Genomic DNA, 21,260 nt, shown 5'->3' on the forward strand with positions numbered 1-21,260 from the left:
CCGTAGCTCAGCTGGTAGAGCATTACACTTTTAATGTAGTGGTCCTGGGTTCGAATCCCAGCGGGATCACAGAAAGCTTCACAGAAATGTGAGGCTTTTTTGTTTTGGATCCATCTGGAAGCCAAACGAAAAAGCGGATCAAGCAAAAGAGTTGGGGAGTTGAGAAGTTGGATCAGGCGGAAAAGTTGGGGAGTTGAAAAGTTGGATCAAGCGGAAAAGTTGGGGGCTGTAATTTTTAAGCATAGATTTTAGATAGCCTGAAAAGGAAGAATTTGATACCTCTAACAACCTCTTGAAGTAGCCCTGAATGCCTTTAGTTTGGCATTGAAAGACTCTCCCGATGCGTTTGTGCTCCTGTTGATAAAGAAATTCAGGATCGACAAGTAATTTGTCTTATCGATCTTGCCACGGGCTGAAAGACATCGATACCACAGTCTTCTACCACATTGCACCATAATGGCAATTACTTGAACGCCTGCTCCTTGCTGTTGCACAACTTGAAGATATCGCCCAGTGTCAGAGAGATCTGGTAGGCTTTCTTCAGTTGTGGATACCTTTCGAACAAGAGTTCTGTACGGTGTTTCTGTATCGCTGTCCATTTGATGTAGTGCTCGAACAAAAGATACTTGCTCCTGGAGAGCAGTTGTTTTAGGGTATCCCCTTTTGGAAATATATCCGGCTGGTAGGTCCCAATCAGAACAAAACTGCAATTAGCCACCTGTGTTGCAATAAGCCAAGATCTCATTTGATCATTACCTGATATGTTTGCATAAATGGGTTCTATCAACTGAGCGCATCATTTGCGAATTTTTGTAATTGAGACGACATCGTAAGAAATGGATCATAAATTTTGCTAAGATCACAGTGTGCTGCAACCAGCAGACCTGACTTCAATAAACAATTCTGGCGCGTGCTGGTTTAACATAAGTACAGATTTATCAATAACTTTAGCTATGGAAAATCAACCTGAACAACCCACAATCAATTTTCAACCATCGGACCTGAAGCGTTATTTTATCCACCACCTTAGCAAAATATATTGCGCTAAAAATCACCTTGTAGACAATTTCCCTGAAGTATTACGTTTGGCCACCTTCGCAGACCTAAAGGAAGTCATCAATAACAATATTGAAGACCTGAGGAATCAAATCGCCCGGATGCGTGAGATCTACCAGATTCTCAATATTGATTATGAACCCGGAAGTTGCAGGATGTTTCAGGGACTTATTGACGAACTTTTCCGGGGCGCAAATGAGGATGTAGGCAATCCAGAACTTCGGGACATGTCTATTATTTATTATCTGCAAAACCTGGAAAGCCTGGAAATGGCCTCATTTCACGCCTTGCAGAATGCGGCCATCAAGTTTAACAACGATGACATCAATGAACTTCTGAAGGATAATTTTCAGGAAGCAAAAACAGAAAGAGCGATGTTGCGTTTGCTAACAGCCAAATATCTAACAAGCTCATAAAATAGTAAAAAGGAAAACAATTATCGAAATAACTTGTATTTAGTAGTTTACAATATCTTGAATAAGTGAGGAATGATGGATTTTAGATACTTATTGTCCCAACAAGTTGGAGAAATGCTAACGGCTTTGCCTGAAGAGTTCAACGTTTTGGCAATGGCCTTGGAATCAACTAACTCCGGAGTGGTGATTACAGACAACAGAAAGTCAGATAATCCGATTATATTCTGCAACCATGCTTTTGAAAACATGACGGGTTACTTGCGCGAAGAAATCATTGGAAGGAACTGTCGCTTTCTCCAGGGAAGCAACAGTGAACAGCAAACGCTCAACCCATTGAGAGCAGCTCTTTCCACCGGATCAGCAATAACCATTGAAGTAATTAATTACCAAAAAGACGGTAGAGCCTTCTGGAATGAATTATCTATTGCTCCTGTAAGAAATTCCGAGGGCTTAGTTACACATTTTATAGGCATGCAAAATGACATCTCCCGTAAAAAGACTATGGAGACTGATTTGATGGAACAGATCGAATTGCTCAATAAAAGAGTAGAAAAACAGCAACTATATATTAAAAAAGTAGAGGGCATCTTCTCGCAGATTCTTCACTACAACAGAGATTGTGTGGTATTTTTGGATGAAGACCTGAAGTTAATTAAAGCGAATACCAATTTTTATGAAATTTTTCAGCTTGATGAGGAAGAGGTTAGAAATACACCTTTCATGGGTATCCAGAATGGTGAGTGGAATGACCCCAGGTTGAGCTCGCTGCTGGAGCAAGTATTGACCAATGGTAAGAGTTTTGAGCATTTCAATATTCGTCTTCAGCAACACAGGGAAGGTTGTCAACAGGTTCTGATCAAGGGTAAAAAAGTGAAAATAGATGGTATCTTAAAAGATTTCATTTTGCTTAACATTAAATGCGTCTCCAGTTGGTCTGAGAAAGAAAATCAAATACCAGAACTATCCCGAAAGTGAGTCAAATATTTTACATTTATTGAGATTAGCATTGACCGAGTAAAGTGAAAGCTCAACAATTTAGAACATCCGTTTGAGCGAGTATTGATAACATAAAACTCGGTGAGTTCCGTGCTCAAATTTTAATTTCATCAAGTTAGCATCCCTGAATTATTACTGGATATGCTTCTAAAAAAAAATAAAAATATCTTAATTCTCCTTACAAAATTTTTGAATCACTTGTATTCTTATTAAACGCCTTTCTAGGTATCGATCCGGCAAACGTTAACAGATACTTTGCATCATCCTCAGTATCCCCTTGCTGTATAAGCTGCGAAACAGATGACGTTACGTCAATTTGGTGATAAGCTATCTTCAAGTAAGCGCATCAAAAAGATTATCCTATCTTAAAAAACCGCTTGATCAACATTTAATTAATCCCCAACTAATTAGCGCAGGACAACTCCAACCTTTGGTTTGGTAACCCATCCGGATCAGTATCTGCGATCATTTCACCCGAGAATTACCTAATTGATCAAAAATATTATGTAGAAAGTTACAGCATGAGCCGCGGTACACCAAACTGGTTAAGCTTGCATTTAGATCGAAACAATTTTGACGGCATCGCTACCAGAAAAGCCGATTTCGCTTCATTTAGTGGTATTTAAACGTTGATTCTAACACCTGGTGTAAATCCCAGTGGGATCACAGAAAGGGAGGCTTCTTTGTTTTGTATCCATCTGGAAGCTAAATGAAAAAGCAGCAATCTTATCAAAAAAGAGACTGTTTCTGATCTCGAAGCAATGGCATGTAAAGAATCAACCAGTAATAGAAAAGTTCAATATGGATTTTGTGTTTGTAGGCTGTTGTGATTGTCTAGTAAAAAATCAGACATCAAAACAAACAACATGAGCAGAGAATAAAAAGTCAGATAAATTAGGCCTAAATCTTGAACAGTATTTCCGTTCATTTTTTTAGTTACATTTATTTTCTCTGAGATGTCTTAAAATGCAACTATCATGGGCTAGGACCCGACTAGAACCCCAATAGAACCCGGGGTAAATATCTAGCTTTTTTAGGTAGAAAAGGTGGGGTTGTAGACCTGGTCTGCGTGGGAAGAAATCGGAAGTTTTTAGAACCGAAAGAAAGACATTAGCAAACCAAAACAGCGCAAGAAATTGAAGATTCGATACTCCATAAAAATGGTAAAGATATATGCCTCCGCAGTTTTCTTCCTTCCTGATCTTACCCATTCGGACAGTTCCACCGTAGAGAAATAAAGTCTTTTGCTTCGCTTGTTCACGTAGATTTACTTCCGGCTCACTTTGGTGTAAAGCGTGGGTACGGATAGGCTGGGAAATTCGGTAGCCTGTCTGATAGTCAATAAATCGTGTCCGGGAACGTTGGGAATTTAGCGACCTATTTTCCAGCAGCAGGTCTTTAATATGGTCTACCTTTTCGTGCAGTATGCTAATGGCCTGCGGTAATTCTTCGAATGTGTACTTCATAAGCGGTATCTTTTGTTTTGATACCGCAATGTTAGCCGCTTTTTTTGTAGGGTTACAACATATTAAACCGCATCCTTACTGTTTTCCTACTCCTATTTACTGTTTTTTTTGTTTCGGACTGTTGGAACAAGGAAAGGAACTTTATCTTTCATCCTTACCTCTAAAATTGGTGATTTACAGACCTTGGTATCGGAAGATATAATCGCACTGACGCAGCCCTCCGAATATTCGTTTACTTTATCTCCATTGCTATATAAGAAGTGTTTTAGAATCCATTTTTCAAGTTCTGCTTTTAATTGCATCCCACAATCAGGTTCATAGAGCTGCTTAAAAGCATCGGCAAGCTTATTACTGTTTCCGTTGAAAATCAATTGGCTTGCAGCTTGTTCGTCCGCTTTTATTAGGGCGTCAAGCTGGCTGAAATCTTCTTCTGAAAAATAAGTCCTTATCAGTCGCAAAAAGTCATCTGTATACTGGTGATTGAATTTTGGCCGGCCGCATCGGGATTATATGGGATTTTCTGAGGCTGCTCTGTCGTGGCATCTTCTGTTTGTTGCGCGCTTACCTGTTTTGCCATCTATTCCTCGAACGTTTCACGGGGATTTAGAATTTCATCTACTTCGATGATCAGCTCACTTAAGAACTTGTCCCTGATCTTTAAAGTATCGTGCAGACTTTCCACAAACTCATCACCAATATAAATATCCTTGTAGTCTGATTGCAGGTTGTTAACGATAAACAAGTAATCGAGTTGAATTGAAGATATGAAGTTGCTGGGATATTCGGCAATAAGCTCACCGTAATGTTAGTGAAAATTTGTCCGTATGAGTTTAAACCTTTCCTTTAATTTTTTAAGCTGTTCAAATTCTTTTTTTAAACTGGTGTCGTTAAGGGACAGCAGGTCAATTAACGACATGTCTTTTAATACCCTGATTTCACTCTTATAAGTAAAAGAATCATAGTAATGTGTTTCGTGGGCAGGGCTACAAGCTGGCTTATTTCCATCTTCTTTTATGGGGCGTTTCAATTCGGCTTTGGTAACAAGAAGGAGATTAAAAGTCTGATACGGATTAAGAAATTGGAACATTCTGCATAAGTCAATCAAGTTTTAGCGCTTACTTTAAATATCTCGGTAATTTAGATGATTATGTAGAATTAGTAAAACAAGAAATGAAGCGATCTTTTTAACAGAGGAGTCAGTTTGATTCATTTATTCGTATTACAATCGCTACTTAGTTCTGAATATAGATGGTTATATACCTTTTACGTGAGTGAAATTTAATCTCAAGTATGATAAGAACCGACACTGGCGGAGTAAAAACAACTTTACTCTACACAGGAATACTCAGCCTGTGTAAATTTTACTTAAATTTATCCGAGAAATAGGAAACATGATATTAAAATTCAACAGCCCTTATCAGTCCATCACATCATTAAAGGAGACTGAGATCAACGATTTTAGCCGTCCTCACCGGGCTAAACGGATCTTGAAAAACATACCTGCTTAATGCAATTCACAACGGCCAGGTAAATATAGGGGGAATTGACCTTTCAGAGATCATATCTTACAATTACAATGATTTTACCATTCACGATGCTAATCCAGGTACGGATGAGCAACTCCGGTCAAAACAAAGTGTATTTCAAAACAAGTCCAATACTATTTAGTCAACGGCTGAATACATTGCGGTCACAAGCTATCAATTCCTTTCAGTTGGCACTACTAATCGGTGGTATGCAACTGAGAAAAAATTACTTCAGCACATTCTGGATTTTGAGCGGCTATTAAATTGGTCTCGGCAGGATTATAAAATTTGCAAACCTCTAATTTTCAGTTCCTAGCAGAAATTGTTTTGCATCTTAGCCGATTTAGATTAATGATGTGGTTGACCCCAAGTCTGAGCTTAATTCTCACTCCAGTTTACCAGCAATTATAAATAGCCCCTCATGCACCTAAAGGTGATGCTGATCCGTTGGCTCGTATTTTTAGGATCTGCTAAGATTGCATGCAACCAGTCATGCTGCATCTCCGCAGACATGTGCAAAAAGGAGTTCGGTTTCATGAAAAAGTCTATGGTTTCTCCAGTGATCTTATTTTTGAACCGCATGGTTCTTGAATCGCCCAATGATAGGATTGTTATGCCGGTTAGTGGTGCTAAAATATCCGTTCTATCTGAATGAAAACCCATCGCCGATGCGCCGGAATCATAGAAATTAATAAGACAATTATTAGCTCTATAGCCTACAATTGGGAATATATCCTCGATTATTTTATTGATAAAACCTGGAAAATCCATTGAGCTATAGGTTAATCCAGAATAATTGTAGGGCATTCCAAAGGATGCCGTTTTTCTGGACCGGATGCGGCAATCCCAATCCACTTCATTTTTTGTCGTAGAGAAAAGATTTTCATAAGATCTTCCCCGTGCCTCAAAAACTGAAATACCTGCTGGAATGTTTTGATTCATTTTCGAGTTTTAGTATATTGTGCCGAACAAATTTAAATATAATTAGCTTAATTAATGCCTCGCAAAGATATTAACGGAAATGATTTTGCACCTCATTCCGATTTCCCTGTAAACCCAGAAGTCAGAAACATCGAATTTGCTGCCGGTAAGGCCTTTTTTGGCAAAAGAGAGTTTCCTAATTGTTTTTTAACGGATCTCACAATTCCACAAGTTGATCATTTCACAGTACACCCTGCAGACTATGAATTTCAGGACTGTCACTACCTGGATGAACGCTGTGATTACCTTAACGCTCAAACCAACGGACGGACTTTCGACAATATTATTTTTTGTAATCCCGTTCAGATAGGTTTCAGGGGTAGGTTTGAGACTAAGTATTTCTTAGAGAAGGCACACGATTTGTTGGCTGATGATGGCACGCTTATCGTCCTTGGAAACTCGACCAATAAATGGAGTAAATTTAGAAATCTCCAAAGGTATTATGACCAACTAAAAGAAGAGAATGACCTTGACTATGACTTCAAGTTCGAATTGCACGACATTGATCAAGATCATCCTTATAGGCAAAACCATATTTTTTACAGGATGGATAATCAAGTGACTACACCTAATCAACTTATTCACATTAAGAAAGCATAAAAATGGAAAATATTGCATCAGTGAGTATTGCGCTTGATAACTTCGAACTTTCTACGGACTATAGGATCAAAAATTATGTAAAAAACTTCAATAGGCATGTGGATTTTTTGATTGAGACTACTTCTGAAATTAATGAGGTATCAATTGGCAATGATAAAGAGTTCACTTTCACAGATTCCATTTATTGGCAATGTGAAGCCTCGATATTAGAAAATTTAGATGATGTAACCGATAATGAAGTTTTGAGCAAACTTGATGATCTGGAGGACAGACTATATTCAAAGCTAATTTCGAGCTTGGGCAAATTTTACCGAAATGGGGATAGAAGCTGGATTGACAAAATGCTAGACATGACCATTCAAAATACCTTACTTGGATTGAAGTTTGAACACTTTTCTGCTAGCAATCAATACCGGAATCCATGGACAGAGGCCACGGATATACTTTTGGATAATAAGTTGATCTACACCTTTTCTGATGATGTCGATCATTTAAAAGACCTCGGGCTTAAAATCAGTGATAAAGATAGCAGTGAAATTGCCCGTAAGCTTGTAGGGGTTGCCGGGAAAGGACATAAAAAGGATTTTGCAACTGGCTATTTCAGGGATCTCACTGCACTGAGAAATATGCTTTATAGTTTTCTAGAATCGACCGCTGATAACAGTGCAAAGGCAATCAAGAAAGAGCTTATTGTCAAAGAGATAAGAGACATGGGGGTAAAACCAGATCAACTAACTGACAATAATATTCAGAGTTGGTTGATTGATCCTTTGAAGCAAACCAATAGAATCGGATCCAATAAGGACGGTTATTTTGTTATTAGCACCGCTAGTGATTTAATTGCGTCGTATAATAGTCACTTTGAAAATTTCAAGGGGTTTTACCGGACATTGGACCGACACAAACGCTTAGCAGAAAAATTTGAAGTACCTATAGAAATTTTAGATAGACACAACGAATTTGTTAGGGAGCAAAATCTAAATGCAGAAGATTCTAAAGAAAGTTTGTTATAAATAGTAAAGGGATTGATTCCTTCAGATTGATTAGTTATCGTTATTTATCTTGCTTACTGATCTGGCAAAATAGCTACATTGGATTTACTTTTTCCTTTCCCTGCTTACAAGCCTATGACCAATCAATCCCGTTGCGAATTGACCAGCCTACAAAAAATTGAACTCCGCCGTAAACTCTTAATTATTAATGATTTGAACTGGACAATTGGGACCGAAATGCGCTGTCTTTAATTTACGGAAAGGTATGGTCAGCAATGCTGTTCGGAGTAATCAGATTAAGTGACCGTTTAGCAAAGAACCCCCCAATTGGGAATAAATATCAAAACGAATCAGCATGAAATCATTGAGCGTCCAAAATATTAATGCATCTTTCCAAAATCTCTGGATTGTTAACGATTATAACATGGAGCTTAATTCTTGTTCTTGTCATAATTTGAAAAAGCATTTTTACAGGATGATAGTATGGAGATTTAGTCGCCATAACTGCTAAAGCATTGTTACTATAGCAAAAACTGCGGTCGATTATTGCGACCACTTTATCAAATTCTTGACCTATTACTTCATGAGTACTGTTTTCAAAAGGCAAATGATAATCATCATATGGAAGAATATCTTTAGATGGAGTATAATTTATAATTTTCCAGCCATCTTCCTTTAGCTGATTTGCGAAATTCTTTGTTTCAGATGCCGTGTGAAAATAGCTTAATTCCACATTACCTCTGCTTAATTTTTCTAAGACTTTAGACTTGTCAAATAGGGCAATAATAAAGGATGCAATTTCTCTGTTTGTCCGAATTTTATCTGTTAGTTCAAAAAAGAGAGGAGATGTTTGGTCCAAAATCAGCTTAGATATATTATTTCTTGTTTCTTCGTTCCTTAAGCATTGTTGATTATCATAAGAAAAAATACAATTATTATTAGAAGCTTTGATTTTGTCGATTATGATTTCAAGTTGATAGGGTTTTATTCTTTGGCATTCGTCAAGTATAACTAATGAATATTCTCCAAAATCAATAGATGTATAATATTTAATTGCGATGATATCCCAACGATATTCTTCCCTCAACTTAATATGCCCTTGATTTAGAATTCCGCAATGTATTATCAAAACCTTATAGTTTTTGGCCAGATATTTTTTGGCTATATCAAATGTAAGCAACGTTTTTCCAGTTCCCGCTTTTCCACATATTGATATGAAAGCACTTCCCTTCTGGATTAACATTTTTAAACATTCCAATCTAATTTCTTCTTGTCTCGCCGTTAAAAAATACTTACTGGACATAAATTCATCTGTAGAATTAAATGGAGACACCAAATAGTTAGAAGGATTAAACAAATGGTTAATATCTTCAACGTTAATCAATTCCTGCACTGATATAACATTTATGAGTTCTTCGAAACTTACAGTGTATAAATTTTGTTTTTCATCTATACTATAAAGTTGCTTTTCACTTGAAACGTAAGTAAAGCAGAAGATTTTCTTATTCAAAAATGTTAGATAATAATTATTTCTGATTAATTGCTTAAGTATTTTAACGTCTGAGCTTTCACTTTTTAATTCAATATTAATTACAGAGTCTTTTCCGAATCTCAAAAGATCAAACTCTTTACTAATTTGAGGGATTACATATCCGAAAAAGTATTTATCTAAAAATTTAATGTGAGGATTTACTTCTTTTATTTGTTGTGTGAATAACCCTAAATCCACCATTTCGACTTCTTTTGGAGAAATTTTAAATTGACTAAAATATTGTTGCAAAAGTGGCTTACTTAGGGTTTTGTAAGCATGGACTATGGATATTAGATTAACTTCTTTCATTGTTCAACTTTGAATTTCGAAACTAATTAAACTCATCTTCAACCTTAACAAATAGTTCAACTTCATCCAAAAAAGGAGCATTATGTTTGAATCATCCTCATCTGACTTGATTCCTAATGATATTATTATCATCTTTAATTATTTTATTGTTAACTGTCAATGCCTTCTATTGTGGAATCAAGCTCTATCTCGATTGAATCCCCTAAAAGTGCAGTAGATTCTGGTTTAGGCAATTCCTGAACAGTTTTTAGCTGGCGTTCTATTGCTCGCGAACGTACACCAGCTCTATCGATAGTATTAGTTGCTTCAATTAGTTTCTTCTTTGTCTTCTCCAAGATGGTTCCGAAATTACCAAACTCAGTTTTAACAGCTCCCAAAATATTCCAAACATCGCTTGATCTTTTTTGAATTGCGAGGGTACGGAATCCCATCTGCAAGCTTTGAAGAAAAGCAACCAAGTTAGTTGGCCCAACTACCGTTACTTTATAATCCTTTCTCAGCGTTTCAAACAATCCCGTTCTTCTGATCACTTCGGCGTACAGGCCTTCGGTTGGTACAAACATGATAGCAAAGTCCGTGGTTACTGGAGGGTTAATATATTTGTCCCTAATATCTTTTGCACATTTTTTAACAGAATTTTCAAATAGCCTAGAAGCTGTTTCAATGTCTGAACCACTATCATAGGCATCAATTAAACGCTGATAATCCTCGTTAGGAAATTTTGAATCTATAGGCAAAAGCAATGGTCTATTATCTTCATGTTGCCCTGGCAGGTTAATTATATATTCCACACGCTCTTGTGTACCTTCTTTAACAAGCGCATTTCTTTCGTATTGCTCAGGAGAAAATATTTGCTCCAATATTGCCCCTAATTGGATTTCACCTAGTCCGCCACGAGTTTTTACATTCGTTAAAACTTTTTTCAAATCTCCCACCCCTGTCGCCAGAGACTGCATTTCACCCAATCCTTTATGTACCTGCTCTAAACGTTCGCTTATCATTTTAAACGACTCGTTAAAACGCTTCTCTACAGTTTCATGAAGCTTTTCATCTACTGTTTTGCGCATTTCCTCAAGCTTTTTGGTATTGTCTTCTGATAATGATTTCAGTTTGTTTTCTACCGTCTCACGTATCTCTTTTAATTTTTCTTCAGTATCTTTCTTTACCTGATCTTGTCTAGTAATCAAGTCTTCAAATTTCTGTCTTTGAAGTTCATTGAATTCTTTAACATTCAGTCCGAAACTTTCTTCAAATGATTTTAGCGAATTGGATTGTTCCGTTCTACTTTCCTTTGACGACTTCTCTAATTGCTCCTGTAGCGATTTAGTCTTCTCATCAAAAGACTTGACCAGGTTCAATAATTGATTTGAAAATATTTCAAATTGGCTTTTCTGGACTTCCGATAGATCTTTAACGGTATTGGAAAGCGTATCTCCTAAAAATTTAAAAGAGTTATTGAGTTCTTCCCTGTTTGATTTGAATGACGCTTGATTTTCATCTCGCGCTCGAGACGCCTCTTCTCTAATTGCAGGTTCAAGTTTTGAAAGTATCAAATCTGCTTTATAAAACTGTTCGAGAAGTGGTTGGTTATTTTGACTGTTTTTTTTGAACAGCAGAAGAAGTATGACAATAATTACAAGAGTAATCAATATTACTAGTAAGATTTCAATAAGCATATTATAAATGAAAAGAGGTTAATTATATTCTGTTAAAAATAATCTAAATTTTTGTTAATTTCTATTTCGGATATTTCAAAATCGACAAATTATTTCCAAAAGATCACTTATTAAGGCGTATATTCTGGTAATGCCAGCAAATTATCATTCCAGACATTATCAGCATAAGTTCTTAAAAAAGGTGAACGTCCATCATTTGGATTAACCACACCTACATTTGAACGATTACCATTTTCCAATACATAAAAAGTGTTTGTTTTATTGTTGATGCTCGCAATAATATCTTCTCTCTTCCAGTACCAAGTCGGCGGGTTTCCAGCATGGGTAATATGTTCATGCGCACTTTGATGATTTTTTTTAGTGATGTGAGTAATTCTGCAATCTGCCATAATATTCTTGTTTAATTTATTCCAAAAATATTATTCACTATTGATATTAATTTACGGAAAACCGTAAATGTGATTTTCTAAATTTTAGGCATCAGGTTTTACTGTGACCGATAAATTCTTCTATACATTTTCTGGAAATGTTTTTATCTATACTTTTTGGAATATACTTGCATTACGGCATCAACCGAAGAGGATTTAATAGAAGAGGGTCGAATGGGTTACAGCATTTCTCTAGTTATGAAAAAGCGGTTGCTACCCAATCAGTTGAAGTACTTTGTAAACTGCTGGCTTATGACGGGTAATAAAATTCTTCTTGCTATATTTCATCAAGTTCTATATGATGGTAGATTGTAAAATAGGCTAACTTGAGAATCATTTTTGTGGATGTTGCTAAATCCATTGTTTTAGCAGGCTTCCCCCAACCCATATCCCCATGCCTACTTTGTAGGCCAAGCATTCCATAATTGTGGCGGTTCCAGTAAATGCATTGACGCTATCTATAATAACTTCGCTTTTCTCGAGTATGTGGGCTATTCTTTGCTCTCATTTCTCCTTGGTTAATTTCTTATCTTCAACCAACGGAAACTTTGCTTTGGTTTCTATCGTATCCAATAAAGCATATAGAGATATAAAACTGTGCTTTTGGCTAGCCAATAGAAGTAGTGAGTTAACAAAACGATCATATTTAGAAAGATAGATGGCGTATTTAACAAAATCTTCTCTTCTGTAATCTATTGCTTTACTACGGTCAAAGGGTTCAGCTTGACTGTATGGGTTTATTGGGATAATATCTGCAGGATTAACAATCTGGACACGTTTTTCTTTCTCCCAATCTATCAACCAGTCCAAGATGGCATCTCGGCATCCAAGATATTCGAAATATTAGGACTGGGAACAAACACATACCGTTTATATGAAAGTGGCGAAATGCCATCGGTCTCTAATGGAAGATTGATATCAACCATTGAAAAGCCGGTTTCTTTCCTATCACAGGTAGAGGCCAGCATCCACTTTCTGAGTGATAAGGAAATTAATAAGCTTACCAATCACGTTAAAAAAATTCAAGAGCAGGAAACCAGGGAGTGGTGGGAAACCATGTTTGAGGAAAAAATATTCCACGACCATAAGCCATGTGAATACAATGGCTACAAAAGTCCTGATCTTTTAAAGGTAGCCAAGGTAATATCCTACTTTTCAAATGAACTAGATACCTACAAGACTAAGGTTAACAAATTGCTTTTCTATTGTGATTTTCTGATGTACAAAAGAACGGCACATTTTATGACTGGTATTACCTATAAAGCTATCCCCTATGGACCTGTGCCAGCTGATTACGATAAAATGTACATCAAACTATGTGACGATGAAAGAATAAATATTACACAGATAGCATTTAAAGATGGTAACTATGGCGAAAAAAATAGTTGGAAAGGAAGATGACATGGATAATTTCAGTATTATGGAACTAGAAGTTCTTTCAAGTGTACTTAAGCATTTCAAAAAAAGCACCACCAAAGAAGTAGTTGATATTAGCCATGAAGAACCTGCCTGGATCGAAAACGAACCTGCAAGAGAATTGATCAGTTACCAGAAATATGCATTTGATCTAAAAGCATTTTAGTAAAAGGCATTACTCTATATTATAGAGGTGAAGTCGTGGCACCAATATTTTATAACAATAAATGAAATCCACGGTTTTAATGTTTGCCGACAAAAACATAAGTGTAATCTATAATGACATTTTTACGATTATATATTTGCTTTTTTTTCTTCACCACTCCGTATATCTTTACTTCGAGAGCGTTAATTTAGATAGCAGGAATATTCGAGATGATGAATGAAAGACTAAAATTCCAACAATTTTCCTAATCAAAACAACTTATGGACGTTAGCTACTTCCCCAGGCTTTGCTTGTAAATTAACGCCACTTATCGTAATTCTTTTGGTTCTATTCTAAAAAGTCATTATTTTTACATATAGCAATTGAAACTAAAGCGTATTAAAAAAACACTGAGTAATTCAATGAGTAGAATTACAAAATAACCTCAAATATTATTTAAACGCTGATTTTAGCACTACGTGCAAATCCCAGCGGGATCACAGAAAGCTTCACAAAATGGAGCTTTTTGTTTGTATCCATCTGGAAGCTAAAAGAAAAATTTGTATCAGGCCATATCCATTAATTGAGAGATCTATTTCCCGAAAACCTTATTAATCGCTTCCGTCTTGTTATCTACCTGCAATTTTTGGTACATGTTGTAAATGTGGCGCTTAAGGGTATTGATAGAAATGCCCAACTGATCTGATGCTTCCTTATAAAAAAGCCCTTGGGAAAGCAGTTCTAAAATTTCCTTCTCCCTCGGAGTAATGTTTAGTACGGCGACATTTTTATTTTCTTTTTGCCTGAAACGTTGTACCAGTTTGCGTGCAATATCAGGACTCATTGGGCTGCCGCCATTGTGCACCTCGAGAATAGATTGTAATAAAAATTCAGGTTTGCTGCTTTTAAGAATATAAGATGATGCACCATATTCCAAAGCCTGGTAAACTTTCTCATCCTCATCGTAAATCGTGCATATTAAAAATTCGGTACGGGGGCAAGTGGGTTTTAATTGCTTTATACAGTCTATGCCATTAATTCCCGGTAGTCCGATGTCCATCAGTACCACATCAGGCTGGAGCTCCGGGATGCCTTTCAGCGCATCTTCCCCATTGCCAAATATGCCAGTACAGGAGTAGCTCTCTTCCATTGCAATGATAGATTGCAACATTTCCCTGATAGATGCATTGTCTTCTACAATAGCTATGGTAATTAATCTTTTCATAGGTTAGGATTTTAAAAGGTAAGTAACCGTAATGCCAGTTCCCCCACCGGGGTTATTTATCCAGATAATTGTGCCGCCAATGGTTTGGATATTTGCCTTCATATTGCGCAGGCCATTACCCAAAACCATTTCTGCTTTTTGATCAGGCATCCCTTTTCCATTATCGACCAGGTGTAGGATTAACTGTTTTGTTTCCGTATTGGTAACTTGAAGGGTTACTGATGTGGCCTGTGCATGTTTTACAATATTGTGAAGTGCTTCCTTAACGGTAAGAAAAAGATTTCGCCTTACACTGCCATTCAAAATATGTTCAGGAATAAATTGCGGTAAGTGCATGGTAAATTCAATACCAGCATCATCCATAAACCCCGTTGCAAACTTGCGGATATAAGCCAGCAAACTCTGGAGCGTATCATTATTATTATTCAAGGTCCATACAATCTGATTCATTTGATCGACCATCTGCGTAGCATTCTCCGCGATAATACTGATTTCTCTTGTATCCAATTGGGGATGTTTTCTTTTCATTAATTCCGTACTCAGTGCTATGGAAGTAAGGGATGCGCCCAGGTCGTCGTGCAGTTCCTGTGCAATGCGGGTGCGTTCTACGAGCTGCATTTCCAGTACCGCTTTGCTTTGTTTCCATTGCTGCTCTTTTTCCAGGAGCTCAAAACGGTTTTTCTCTATTTGTATTTTCCTGCGATAGCTCATCAGAAAAGCAGTTCCCGCCAAGGCAAGCAAACCGGCGCTCATGATTAAAACCGTTATGGTATTGCTTTTCCTGGTCAGCTGCAGGTCTTTGCTAAGCAATACATTTTCCTGCATTACTTTTTTGCGTGCGATTTCATATTTTTCAAGGTCTTTATTTATTTCCTGCTTCCGCAGTTCGCCGGCAAGGCGGTAGGCCTGCTCCACACAAACCTGGGCCAATTCCTTATTACCCGTCATTTTAAGTATATTGTAATATCCATCAAAAACGTTCTTCCTTAAGGAAAGCGTTAGCAGGTTTTCATCTAAAAGCTGTTGCATCGGAATGCCGCGTTTCAAAATACTTGCCGCATACGCCGTATCATTAGCGTTGTAGGCTATTTCCATCATCTGGGTTAAAGTTTCAAAATGCCTGGGGGTATTTATATCTGAATCAGAGTTTATCATCTGCCTGGCAACAACTTTTGCACTATCGTAATTTTTGATGCTTTTATACATGGCCACCATGAGCGAGTTTACAAGATATTCCTTTGTTTTATCGGGATAAGCGCGTTGCAAAGCCTGCGCTCTTCTTGCTGTAAGATGAAAATTAAGGGTATCATTTGCCTGGTAATAGGCATTGCTCATCGTTTGATAAGCTCCAATCATCCTTGCGGTATCGTTTAAAGGGGCATAGTGGTTTAAAAACTTATTGGCATTTTCTACGGCAAGTTTATAGTTGCCCAACTGGGTGTGCAACACCGCCAGGTTATTATATAATGGAAAATTCTTTAAACTATCTGGTGCTTTGTCCTGCTGCAGGTATTGCAGTGCCGTTGTACTTGCATCGGCAGCTTCGTTCAGTTTGCCTGCAACGCTGTAGGCAACTGCCCTGGAAGCATAAAGATCGCTATAGGTGCCAGGATCATTTATTTTCTTAGCCAAAAGGATTGATGCATTTGAAAGGGCTATCGCATGGGTAAAATCATTTTTGTAAATGCTGTAGTAAAACACCAGCATGCGGTAACTTTTCACCTGAGCTACTTCATCTTTATGCAGTTTCGCCAGAGCAAGCGCTTTTTCATAAAGCGGAATAGCCGCTGCAGGATCACTTTTTGCCTTGTTAATGGCAGCATTAATGAATGGCTTTAAGGAAACGCTTACCTTACGTTTGTAAAAGGCAACCTTGTCTGAAGACTGATCCTGCCGGCAACTGCCCAGGAGTATCATTGCACAGCAAAAAAGGGATATGCCTGAAAGCACCCGGTTACAAAAATATTTTTCAAACAATCGCATAGAGGTTCACCATGCTACATTTAACTAGGCGTAGCCAGACAAAGGTAAGCAAATGTATCTACCCGAAAACTCATACAAAGGTATGAGGGGATGCACTGATTGAAAGCCTGTTTCGGGCAATAAGTTTTAGATCAATAAAATTAGAATTGATACAAAAGTGTTATTGTAAGGCGTGTAGATATGGTGCATCTTTGATTTTATTTATCCGTTTAAAACAAGAAAAACAATGAAAAAATTACTTAGCATTACTGCTGTTTTATGCTCAATATTGATCAGCTTCAGTGCTGCCGCGCAGCAAACCGAAATGGGAAAAGTTTGTAAAACCTACAGAGGCGAAGAAGGCCTGATCGTTACTACTGCCCGCTATGGTCCAGACAAAAATAACGAAGTGCTCATAGGCATTTATGACATTGACCACTCCTGGGCTGGAAAAATATTCAAAGCCAAAGTGGAAAGCTACAACGGTAAGGCAGATTATGAAATTACTTATAAAGGCAAAGCGTATATTATCATGACTTATAGAAATAATAACTACGAAATCTACCTTCCTAAAGAAAGTAACATGCAAAAATCACCGATGTATATCGCTTATGCTAAAGACTTATCTGATAATTGCACCCCTAACAAGTTTTTGCAGGAATATAAAGAACAGCAAAAAGCAAAAAAATAGAAGACAATACGAAGTCAGTTTTAACACTGTACACCATGCAAAGGTTAATTTCAATAATTGCATTCAATTGTTGGAATTAACCCTTCTAATCTCGTTCATCTTCCTAGCCACCGGTATTCATTCCATTTATAACGCATATTAAAGCATAACGACTTGACCTCCAATCTATTTAAAAGGAAGCGAAAGGCATTCAGATCTAAAACGATAAGGCGAGCGTTCCAGTGCCTCCGATAGGCTATTCAAAACGCCCAAAAACAACACTAGTGATCAGTATCCCTACCGCCGTGATCGATCACCATTGCCAGATGACTAGCAGCGCCCTGAAAATCATTACCCTATGGCACCCCATTTGGTTCTCGCTTTCTAAATTTAAAAAAGAAATCAATACAATTACCTTTACACCTACAGCACCACAACACTTTAAACACTCCAACCCCACCAGCTATGATTTCCTATCAGTATTTTGTTTATGATCAGGGTTCTTATCTTTTGAAAAGAAAAAAAACAGGACCAATCATACTGGGTACATTTTTTATTTTATTCGGCGTACTGTTTTTTACTTTGATTTTCAAAAGCCCAATCGGCGCCCTTTTAGGCGGATCAGCCTTCTTCTTCTTTGGATTCTTTTGTATCGCGGCAACCTTTACAAAACTCATTTTCAATCAGACCACGCAAACCATTGAAAGAAGTGGAACACTAGCTTATTTAAATAAACAGTATCATTTCGAGAACTATCTCCGCATTGAAACCGTTCGGATCTATACAAACTTTATTTACACCAGAACCGCAGTTAACTTAAGCTTCAAAAATCCGGAATCGCCTGACAAAACCGATCTGTTAACCATCGCATCACTTCGTAATAGCAAACAAATTGAACAGTTTATGCATGAATTTCATCAAATTACAGGTTTAAATCATGAGCAGCTTAAATAAAGAAGTAGTTTATATAACTAGCTAGGGATGGATTGGAAAAATGATACGCTTTAATAAAATGCTTTAGCACTTATGCAAATAGCCCCACATATCAGTAACCCATCATAATTAAATAGTTTAAAGACGACTTGGTTTTTAAATACGGGCAAGGGTTCTATTGTACACCCCAAATCCCATGTACAACGGTAAGAAACGGACAGCCGCCACCTCGTAAATAAGCTGTGAGTGAAGGGATTTGCAGACCGCACCGTGCGTGGGGGGTACAGATCAATAAGCAAGTATATGCCAGAGATTACCAGCTCTGTAAATTGAGGTCGTATATTTCCTTAAAGTGTTTGTCTTTGGTGTGTAAATTTAGGTCAAACTGCTTTGATATCGCGGCTATCCACATGTCATTCTCTGGTATTGGCTTACCTTTTTGCAACAAAGCAGTTTTGATTAGGGCATAGTGATTTGCTGTTTCATTGTCAGCATTAAGAACATTACACCTTTCTAGAAAAGAGTTGATCTGCTTAATGTGCTTTTTTGGGTTAGTTGATCTGTAAGCACCTAGATATAGTTCTCCTAATACAGCAAAAGGAATGTTTATTTCCTCCTTTAAGGTTTCAAGAAACGATGTGATTGTTGGATTGCCTTTAAATAACTCAATAACAATATTGGTGTCTAATAAATTACTTCCAGTCATCCGGGTGTATTGTTTCACAGGATTCTGCAATTATCCGCTGCATTTCATTCGCCTCGTCCTCAGACCAGATTCCAGAAAAATCTTTTAAGCTTGGCGTTTCCTTAACTGTTTTATTATTCGTCTTGTGTAATAGCTTCTCCAAAGCAGATAAAGTAGCTTCACTCTTTACTTTGAGCATTTCTTCTATCAAATGTAATTTACGTGTTTCTATGTGCATGGATATGATATTGAGTGTTAAAACAAAAATAAAGAATTATTTCAACAATAACCATACCTACAACTCCTAATGAATATGAGCAAGTGCTTGTTAAGCTCGTGATTTTATTTTTTTTCATGATCTTTATTTATCAATAAACCTAAATAAATATATTCATCCCTTACAAATAAACTATTATAAGCGCTGGTATTATGGGCAATAAAAGCTCGTTATTGGTACGATTAAAAATACCCACAAGCCACAACATCAACTCATCGTCTTTATTCAATACATAATCACGTACCTCCTTCCGCTCATAATCATATTCGACCTCCTTTTTCTATCTACCAGATAACGCACAAGAACAAAAAATACGGGTAACATTCTTATAAATTTTAACAAAATATCTTGGATGCTCCACTAATTATTTTGTAATTTACTTCCAGTATAAACCTAAACCAAATTAAATGTTAAACCGTCGAAATTTCCTCAACTACGCTGCAACCGCAGTAGGAACCACTGCCCTGCTTTCTGCCTTAGACAACCCTGCTTATGCCCTCTTCAGTAAAACAATTGGCGCAAACGACCAAATCAATATTGGGGTTATAGGAATCAAAGGCATGGGATGGTCTGACCTCAAAGCGGCCCTCAAAGTGCCGGGAGTAAACCTGATCGCCCTGTGTGATAGTGATGCCAATGTGCTTGATGAAAGGATGGCCGAATTAAAGTCGATGAATGTTGACGCTGCAAAAGTAAAGCGGTATAAAGATTATCGTGCGTTACTCGATAATAAAGATGTCGACGCAGTCATTATCGGGACACCCGATCATTGGCATGCCTTGATGATGATTCATGCAGTGCAGGCTGGTAAAGATGTATATGTGGAAAAGCCTGTCGGTAACTCTATCGTTGAATGCGGTACCATGGTTAAAGCGCAGGAAAAATATAATAAGGTGGTGCAGGCAGGTCAGTGGCAACGCAGTCAGCAACATTTTAAAGATGCTGTTGCTTTTGTGAAGAGCGGCCAGCTCGGAAATATCAGAACGGTAAAAGTATGGTGTTACCAGGGCTGGATGAAACCTGCTCCCGTAGTGCCTGATACCTTACCTCCTGCAGGCGTTGATTATGCCATGTGGCTTGGTCCGGCGAATAAAAGAGCTTTCAATGCCAGCAGGTATCACTTCAATTTCCGCTGGTTCTGGGATTATGCGGGCGGGTTAATGACCGACTGGGGCGTGCATTTACTGGATTATGGCTTGCTGGGCATGAATTCACCTGTACCAAAAACCATATCTGCATTAGGTGGCCGCTTTGCCTATCCTGATCTGTATGAAGAAACGCCTGATACGCTGACGACCTTATATGAGTTTGACAAGTTTAACATGGTATGGGATTCTGCCATGGGTATTGATAACGGCTCTTATGACCGCAACCATGGGATTGCCTATATCGGTAACAACGGCACACTAATCCTTAACAGGCAAGGTTGGGAAGTTATAGAAGAAAAGGCAAGCGGCAATAAAGTGAGCAAGCCCTTTGTTAAATCTTCAGATAATGGCCTGGACAACCATATGGTCAATTTCTTCAGTGTGGTCAGATCCAGAAAAAAAGAAGAACTGAACTGCGCTATACAAGATGCTGCGCATGTAGCTACCGTTGCCCAAATGGGAAACATTGCCTTCAGAAGCGGACAAAAATTATCATGGGACAATGCCAAACATCAGTTTACAGACCAGCAGATCAATGATCAATACCTGCTGGCTCAGTATCACAATGGTTATAGCTTACCCAAAATTTGAGTATTGAGGTGAAGGTTAAGAGTTGAGCTTTACAGGGTGGTATAGCAAAGTGCTCTGGCAATCGTGGTTGCCAGGCTGCCTGTCTCTGCCACCGAAGTTATCTATTTTGTGAGCATCAGTCATTAGCTTGGCATCTTCATTTAAGCTTAAATGCTCTTTAATAATACTTTATCCCAACAAAGTCTCTGCTATTAAAAAGCACCTGGAGGATTATAATGGCGACTTTCCATC

At 37.7% G+C, this 21,260-nt stretch carries 21 protein-coding genes; 9 read left to right on the plus strand and 12 right to left on the minus strand.

Features of this window, described 5'->3' with window-relative positions; all coding sequences use genetic code 11:
• Positions 1-463 precede the first annotated feature (463 nt).
• Complete coding sequence (locus tag SOM16_RS23250; protein WP_414692262.1) at positions 464-745, minus strand: transposase; 282 nt, start codon at positions 743-745, stop codon at positions 464-466.
• Positions 746-953: 208 nt separating this feature from the next.
• On the opposite strand from SOM16_RS23250, the gene SOM16_RS15140 reads away from it, so the two are divergent.
• Both SOM16_RS15140 and SOM16_RS15145 read left to right on the plus strand, forming a co-directional pair.
• Positions 954-1,472: a ferritin-like domain-containing protein gene (locus SOM16_RS15140; RefSeq protein ID WP_320464837.1), complete on the plus strand. Its 519-nt coding sequence runs from the start codon at positions 954-956 to the stop codon at positions 1,470-1,472.
• A 72-nt stretch (positions 1,473-1,544) separates the two neighbouring features.
• Positions 1,545-2,447, plus strand: a complete 903-nt coding sequence (locus SOM16_RS15145; protein WP_320464838.1) for a PAS domain-containing protein — start codon at positions 1,545-1,547, stop codon at positions 2,445-2,447.
• Between the two features lie 1,579 nt (positions 2,448-4,026).
• Here SOM16_RS15145 and SOM16_RS15150 read toward each other — a convergent pair.
• From SOM16_RS15150 to SOM16_RS15165, 4 genes are all read right to left on the minus strand, one after another.
• A complete protein-coding gene (locus SOM16_RS15150) occupies positions 4,027-4,392 on the minus strand; it encodes a hypothetical protein (protein ID WP_320464839.1) in 366 nt (121 codons plus the stop codon).
• A 119-nt stretch (positions 4,393-4,511) separates the two neighbouring features.
• Positions 4,512-4,676, minus strand: a complete 165-nt coding sequence (locus SOM16_RS15155; protein ID WP_320464840.1) for a hypothetical protein — start codon at positions 4,674-4,676, stop codon at positions 4,512-4,514.
• A gap of 63 nt (positions 4,677-4,739) precedes the next feature.
• On the minus strand, positions 4,740-5,021 hold the full coding sequence (locus SOM16_RS15160) for a hypothetical protein (protein ID WP_320464841.1): 282 nt from the start codon (positions 5,019-5,021) through the stop codon (positions 4,740-4,742).
• Between the two features lie 844 nt (positions 5,022-5,865).
• Positions 5,866-6,402, minus strand: coding sequence for an alpha-ketoglutarate-dependent dioxygenase AlkB (locus tag SOM16_RS15165; protein WP_320464842.1), 537 nt, complete (start codon positions 6,400-6,402; stop codon positions 5,866-5,868).
• A gap of 54 nt (positions 6,403-6,456) precedes the next feature.
• On the opposite strand from SOM16_RS15165, the gene SOM16_RS15170 reads away from it, so the two are divergent.
• Both SOM16_RS15170 and SOM16_RS15175 read left to right on the plus strand, forming a co-directional pair.
• Positions 6,457-7,041: a hypothetical protein gene (locus SOM16_RS15170; RefSeq protein ID WP_320464843.1), complete on the plus strand. Its 585-nt coding sequence runs from the start codon at positions 6,457-6,459 to the stop codon at positions 7,039-7,041.
• A gap of 2 nt (positions 7,042-7,043) precedes the next feature.
• A complete protein-coding gene (locus SOM16_RS15175; RefSeq protein ID WP_320464844.1) occupies positions 7,044-8,054 on the plus strand; it encodes a hypothetical protein in 1,011 nt (336 codons plus the stop codon).
• A gap of 340 nt (positions 8,055-8,394) precedes the next feature.
• Here SOM16_RS15175 and SOM16_RS15180 read toward each other — a convergent pair whose 3' ends face one another.
• The 3 genes from SOM16_RS15180 to SOM16_RS15190 form a co-directional block, all read right to left on the minus strand.
• A complete protein-coding gene (locus SOM16_RS15180; RefSeq protein ID WP_320464845.1) occupies positions 8,395-9,873 on the minus strand; it encodes a DNA/RNA helicase domain-containing protein in 1,479 nt (492 codons plus the stop codon).
• Between the two features lie 149 nt (positions 9,874-10,022).
• Positions 10,023-11,549 carry a DNA recombination protein RmuC gene (rmuC, locus tag SOM16_RS15185; RefSeq protein WP_320464846.1) on the minus strand — a complete coding sequence of 509 codons (1,527 nt, stop codon included), beginning with the start codon at positions 11,547-11,549 and terminating at the stop codon, positions 10,023-10,025.
• Between the two features lie 110 nt (positions 11,550-11,659).
• Positions 11,660-11,938 (minus strand): DUF3892 domain-containing protein, encoded by a 279-nt coding sequence (locus tag SOM16_RS15190; protein WP_320464847.1) that lies wholly within the window; start codon positions 11,936-11,938, stop codon positions 11,660-11,662.
• 762 nt (positions 11,939-12,700) lie between these two features.
• On the opposite strand from SOM16_RS15190, the gene SOM16_RS15195 reads away from it, so the two are divergent.
• Both SOM16_RS15195 and SOM16_RS15200 read left to right on the plus strand, forming a co-directional pair.
• On the plus strand, positions 12,701-13,378 hold the full coding sequence (locus tag SOM16_RS15195) for a Panacea domain-containing protein (protein ID WP_320464848.1): 678 nt from the start codon (positions 12,701-12,703) through the stop codon (positions 13,376-13,378).
• Positions 13,347-13,559 carry a type II toxin-antitoxin system antitoxin SocA domain-containing protein gene (locus SOM16_RS15200; protein WP_320464849.1) on the plus strand — a complete coding sequence of 71 codons (213 nt, stop codon included), beginning with the start codon at positions 13,347-13,349 and terminating at the stop codon, positions 13,557-13,559. Before SOM16_RS15195 ends, SOM16_RS15200 begins: the two co-directional genes overlap by 32 nt.
• Positions 13,560-14,130: 571 nt before the next feature.
• Here SOM16_RS15200 and SOM16_RS15205 read toward each other — a convergent pair.
• Both SOM16_RS15205 and SOM16_RS15210 read right to left on the minus strand, forming a co-directional pair.
• Positions 14,131-14,763 carry a response regulator transcription factor gene (locus SOM16_RS15205; protein ID WP_320464850.1) on the minus strand — a complete coding sequence of 211 codons (633 nt, stop codon included), beginning with the start codon at positions 14,761-14,763 and terminating at the stop codon, positions 14,131-14,133.
• 3 nt (positions 14,764-14,766) lie between these two features.
• A complete protein-coding gene (locus SOM16_RS15210) occupies positions 14,767-16,680 on the minus strand; it encodes a histidine kinase (RefSeq protein ID WP_320464851.1) in 1,914 nt (637 codons plus the stop codon).
• A 292-nt stretch (positions 16,681-16,972) separates the two neighbouring features.
• Here SOM16_RS15210 and SOM16_RS15215 point away from each other — a divergent pair, with 292 nt between their 5' ends.
• Together SOM16_RS15215 and SOM16_RS15220 are read left to right on the plus strand one after the other, a co-directional pair.
• Positions 16,973-17,416 carry a hypothetical protein gene (locus SOM16_RS15215; RefSeq protein ID WP_320464852.1) on the plus strand — a complete coding sequence of 148 codons (444 nt, stop codon included), beginning with the start codon at positions 16,973-16,975 and terminating at the stop codon, positions 17,414-17,416.
• A gap of 444 nt (positions 17,417-17,860) precedes the next feature.
• Positions 17,861-18,349 carry a hypothetical protein gene (locus SOM16_RS15220; protein ID WP_320464853.1) on the plus strand — a complete coding sequence of 163 codons (489 nt, stop codon included), beginning with the start codon at positions 17,861-17,863 and terminating at the stop codon, positions 18,347-18,349.
• 292 nt (positions 18,350-18,641) lie between these two features.
• Here the strand turns inward: SOM16_RS15220 and SOM16_RS15225 are convergent, their stop codons facing one another.
• Together SOM16_RS15225 and SOM16_RS15230 are read right to left on the minus strand one after the other, a co-directional pair.
• Complete coding sequence (locus tag SOM16_RS15225) at positions 18,642-19,052, minus strand: type II toxin-antitoxin system VapC family toxin (protein ID WP_320464854.1); 411 nt, start codon at positions 19,050-19,052, stop codon at positions 18,642-18,644.
• Entirely contained in the window at positions 19,021-19,251 is a 231-nt protein-coding gene (locus SOM16_RS15230) for a hypothetical protein (protein WP_320464855.1), read from the minus strand. The genes SOM16_RS15225 and SOM16_RS15230 overlap by 32 nt, the downstream gene beginning before the upstream one ends.
• A 446-nt stretch (positions 19,252-19,697) precedes the next feature.
• Between SOM16_RS15230 and SOM16_RS15235 the strand changes: the two genes are divergently transcribed.
• Entirely contained in the window at positions 19,698-21,029 is a 1,332-nt protein-coding gene (locus SOM16_RS15235; protein ID WP_320464856.1) for a Gfo/Idh/MocA family oxidoreductase, read from the plus strand.
• The last annotated feature ends 231 nt before the right edge of the window (positions 21,030-21,260 follow it).

This window comes from Pedobacter sp. CFBP9032 (assembly GCF_034045265.1).
In the GTDB taxonomy this organism is placed as follows: domain Bacteria; phylum Bacteroidota; class Bacteroidia; order Sphingobacteriales; family Sphingobacteriaceae; genus Pedobacter.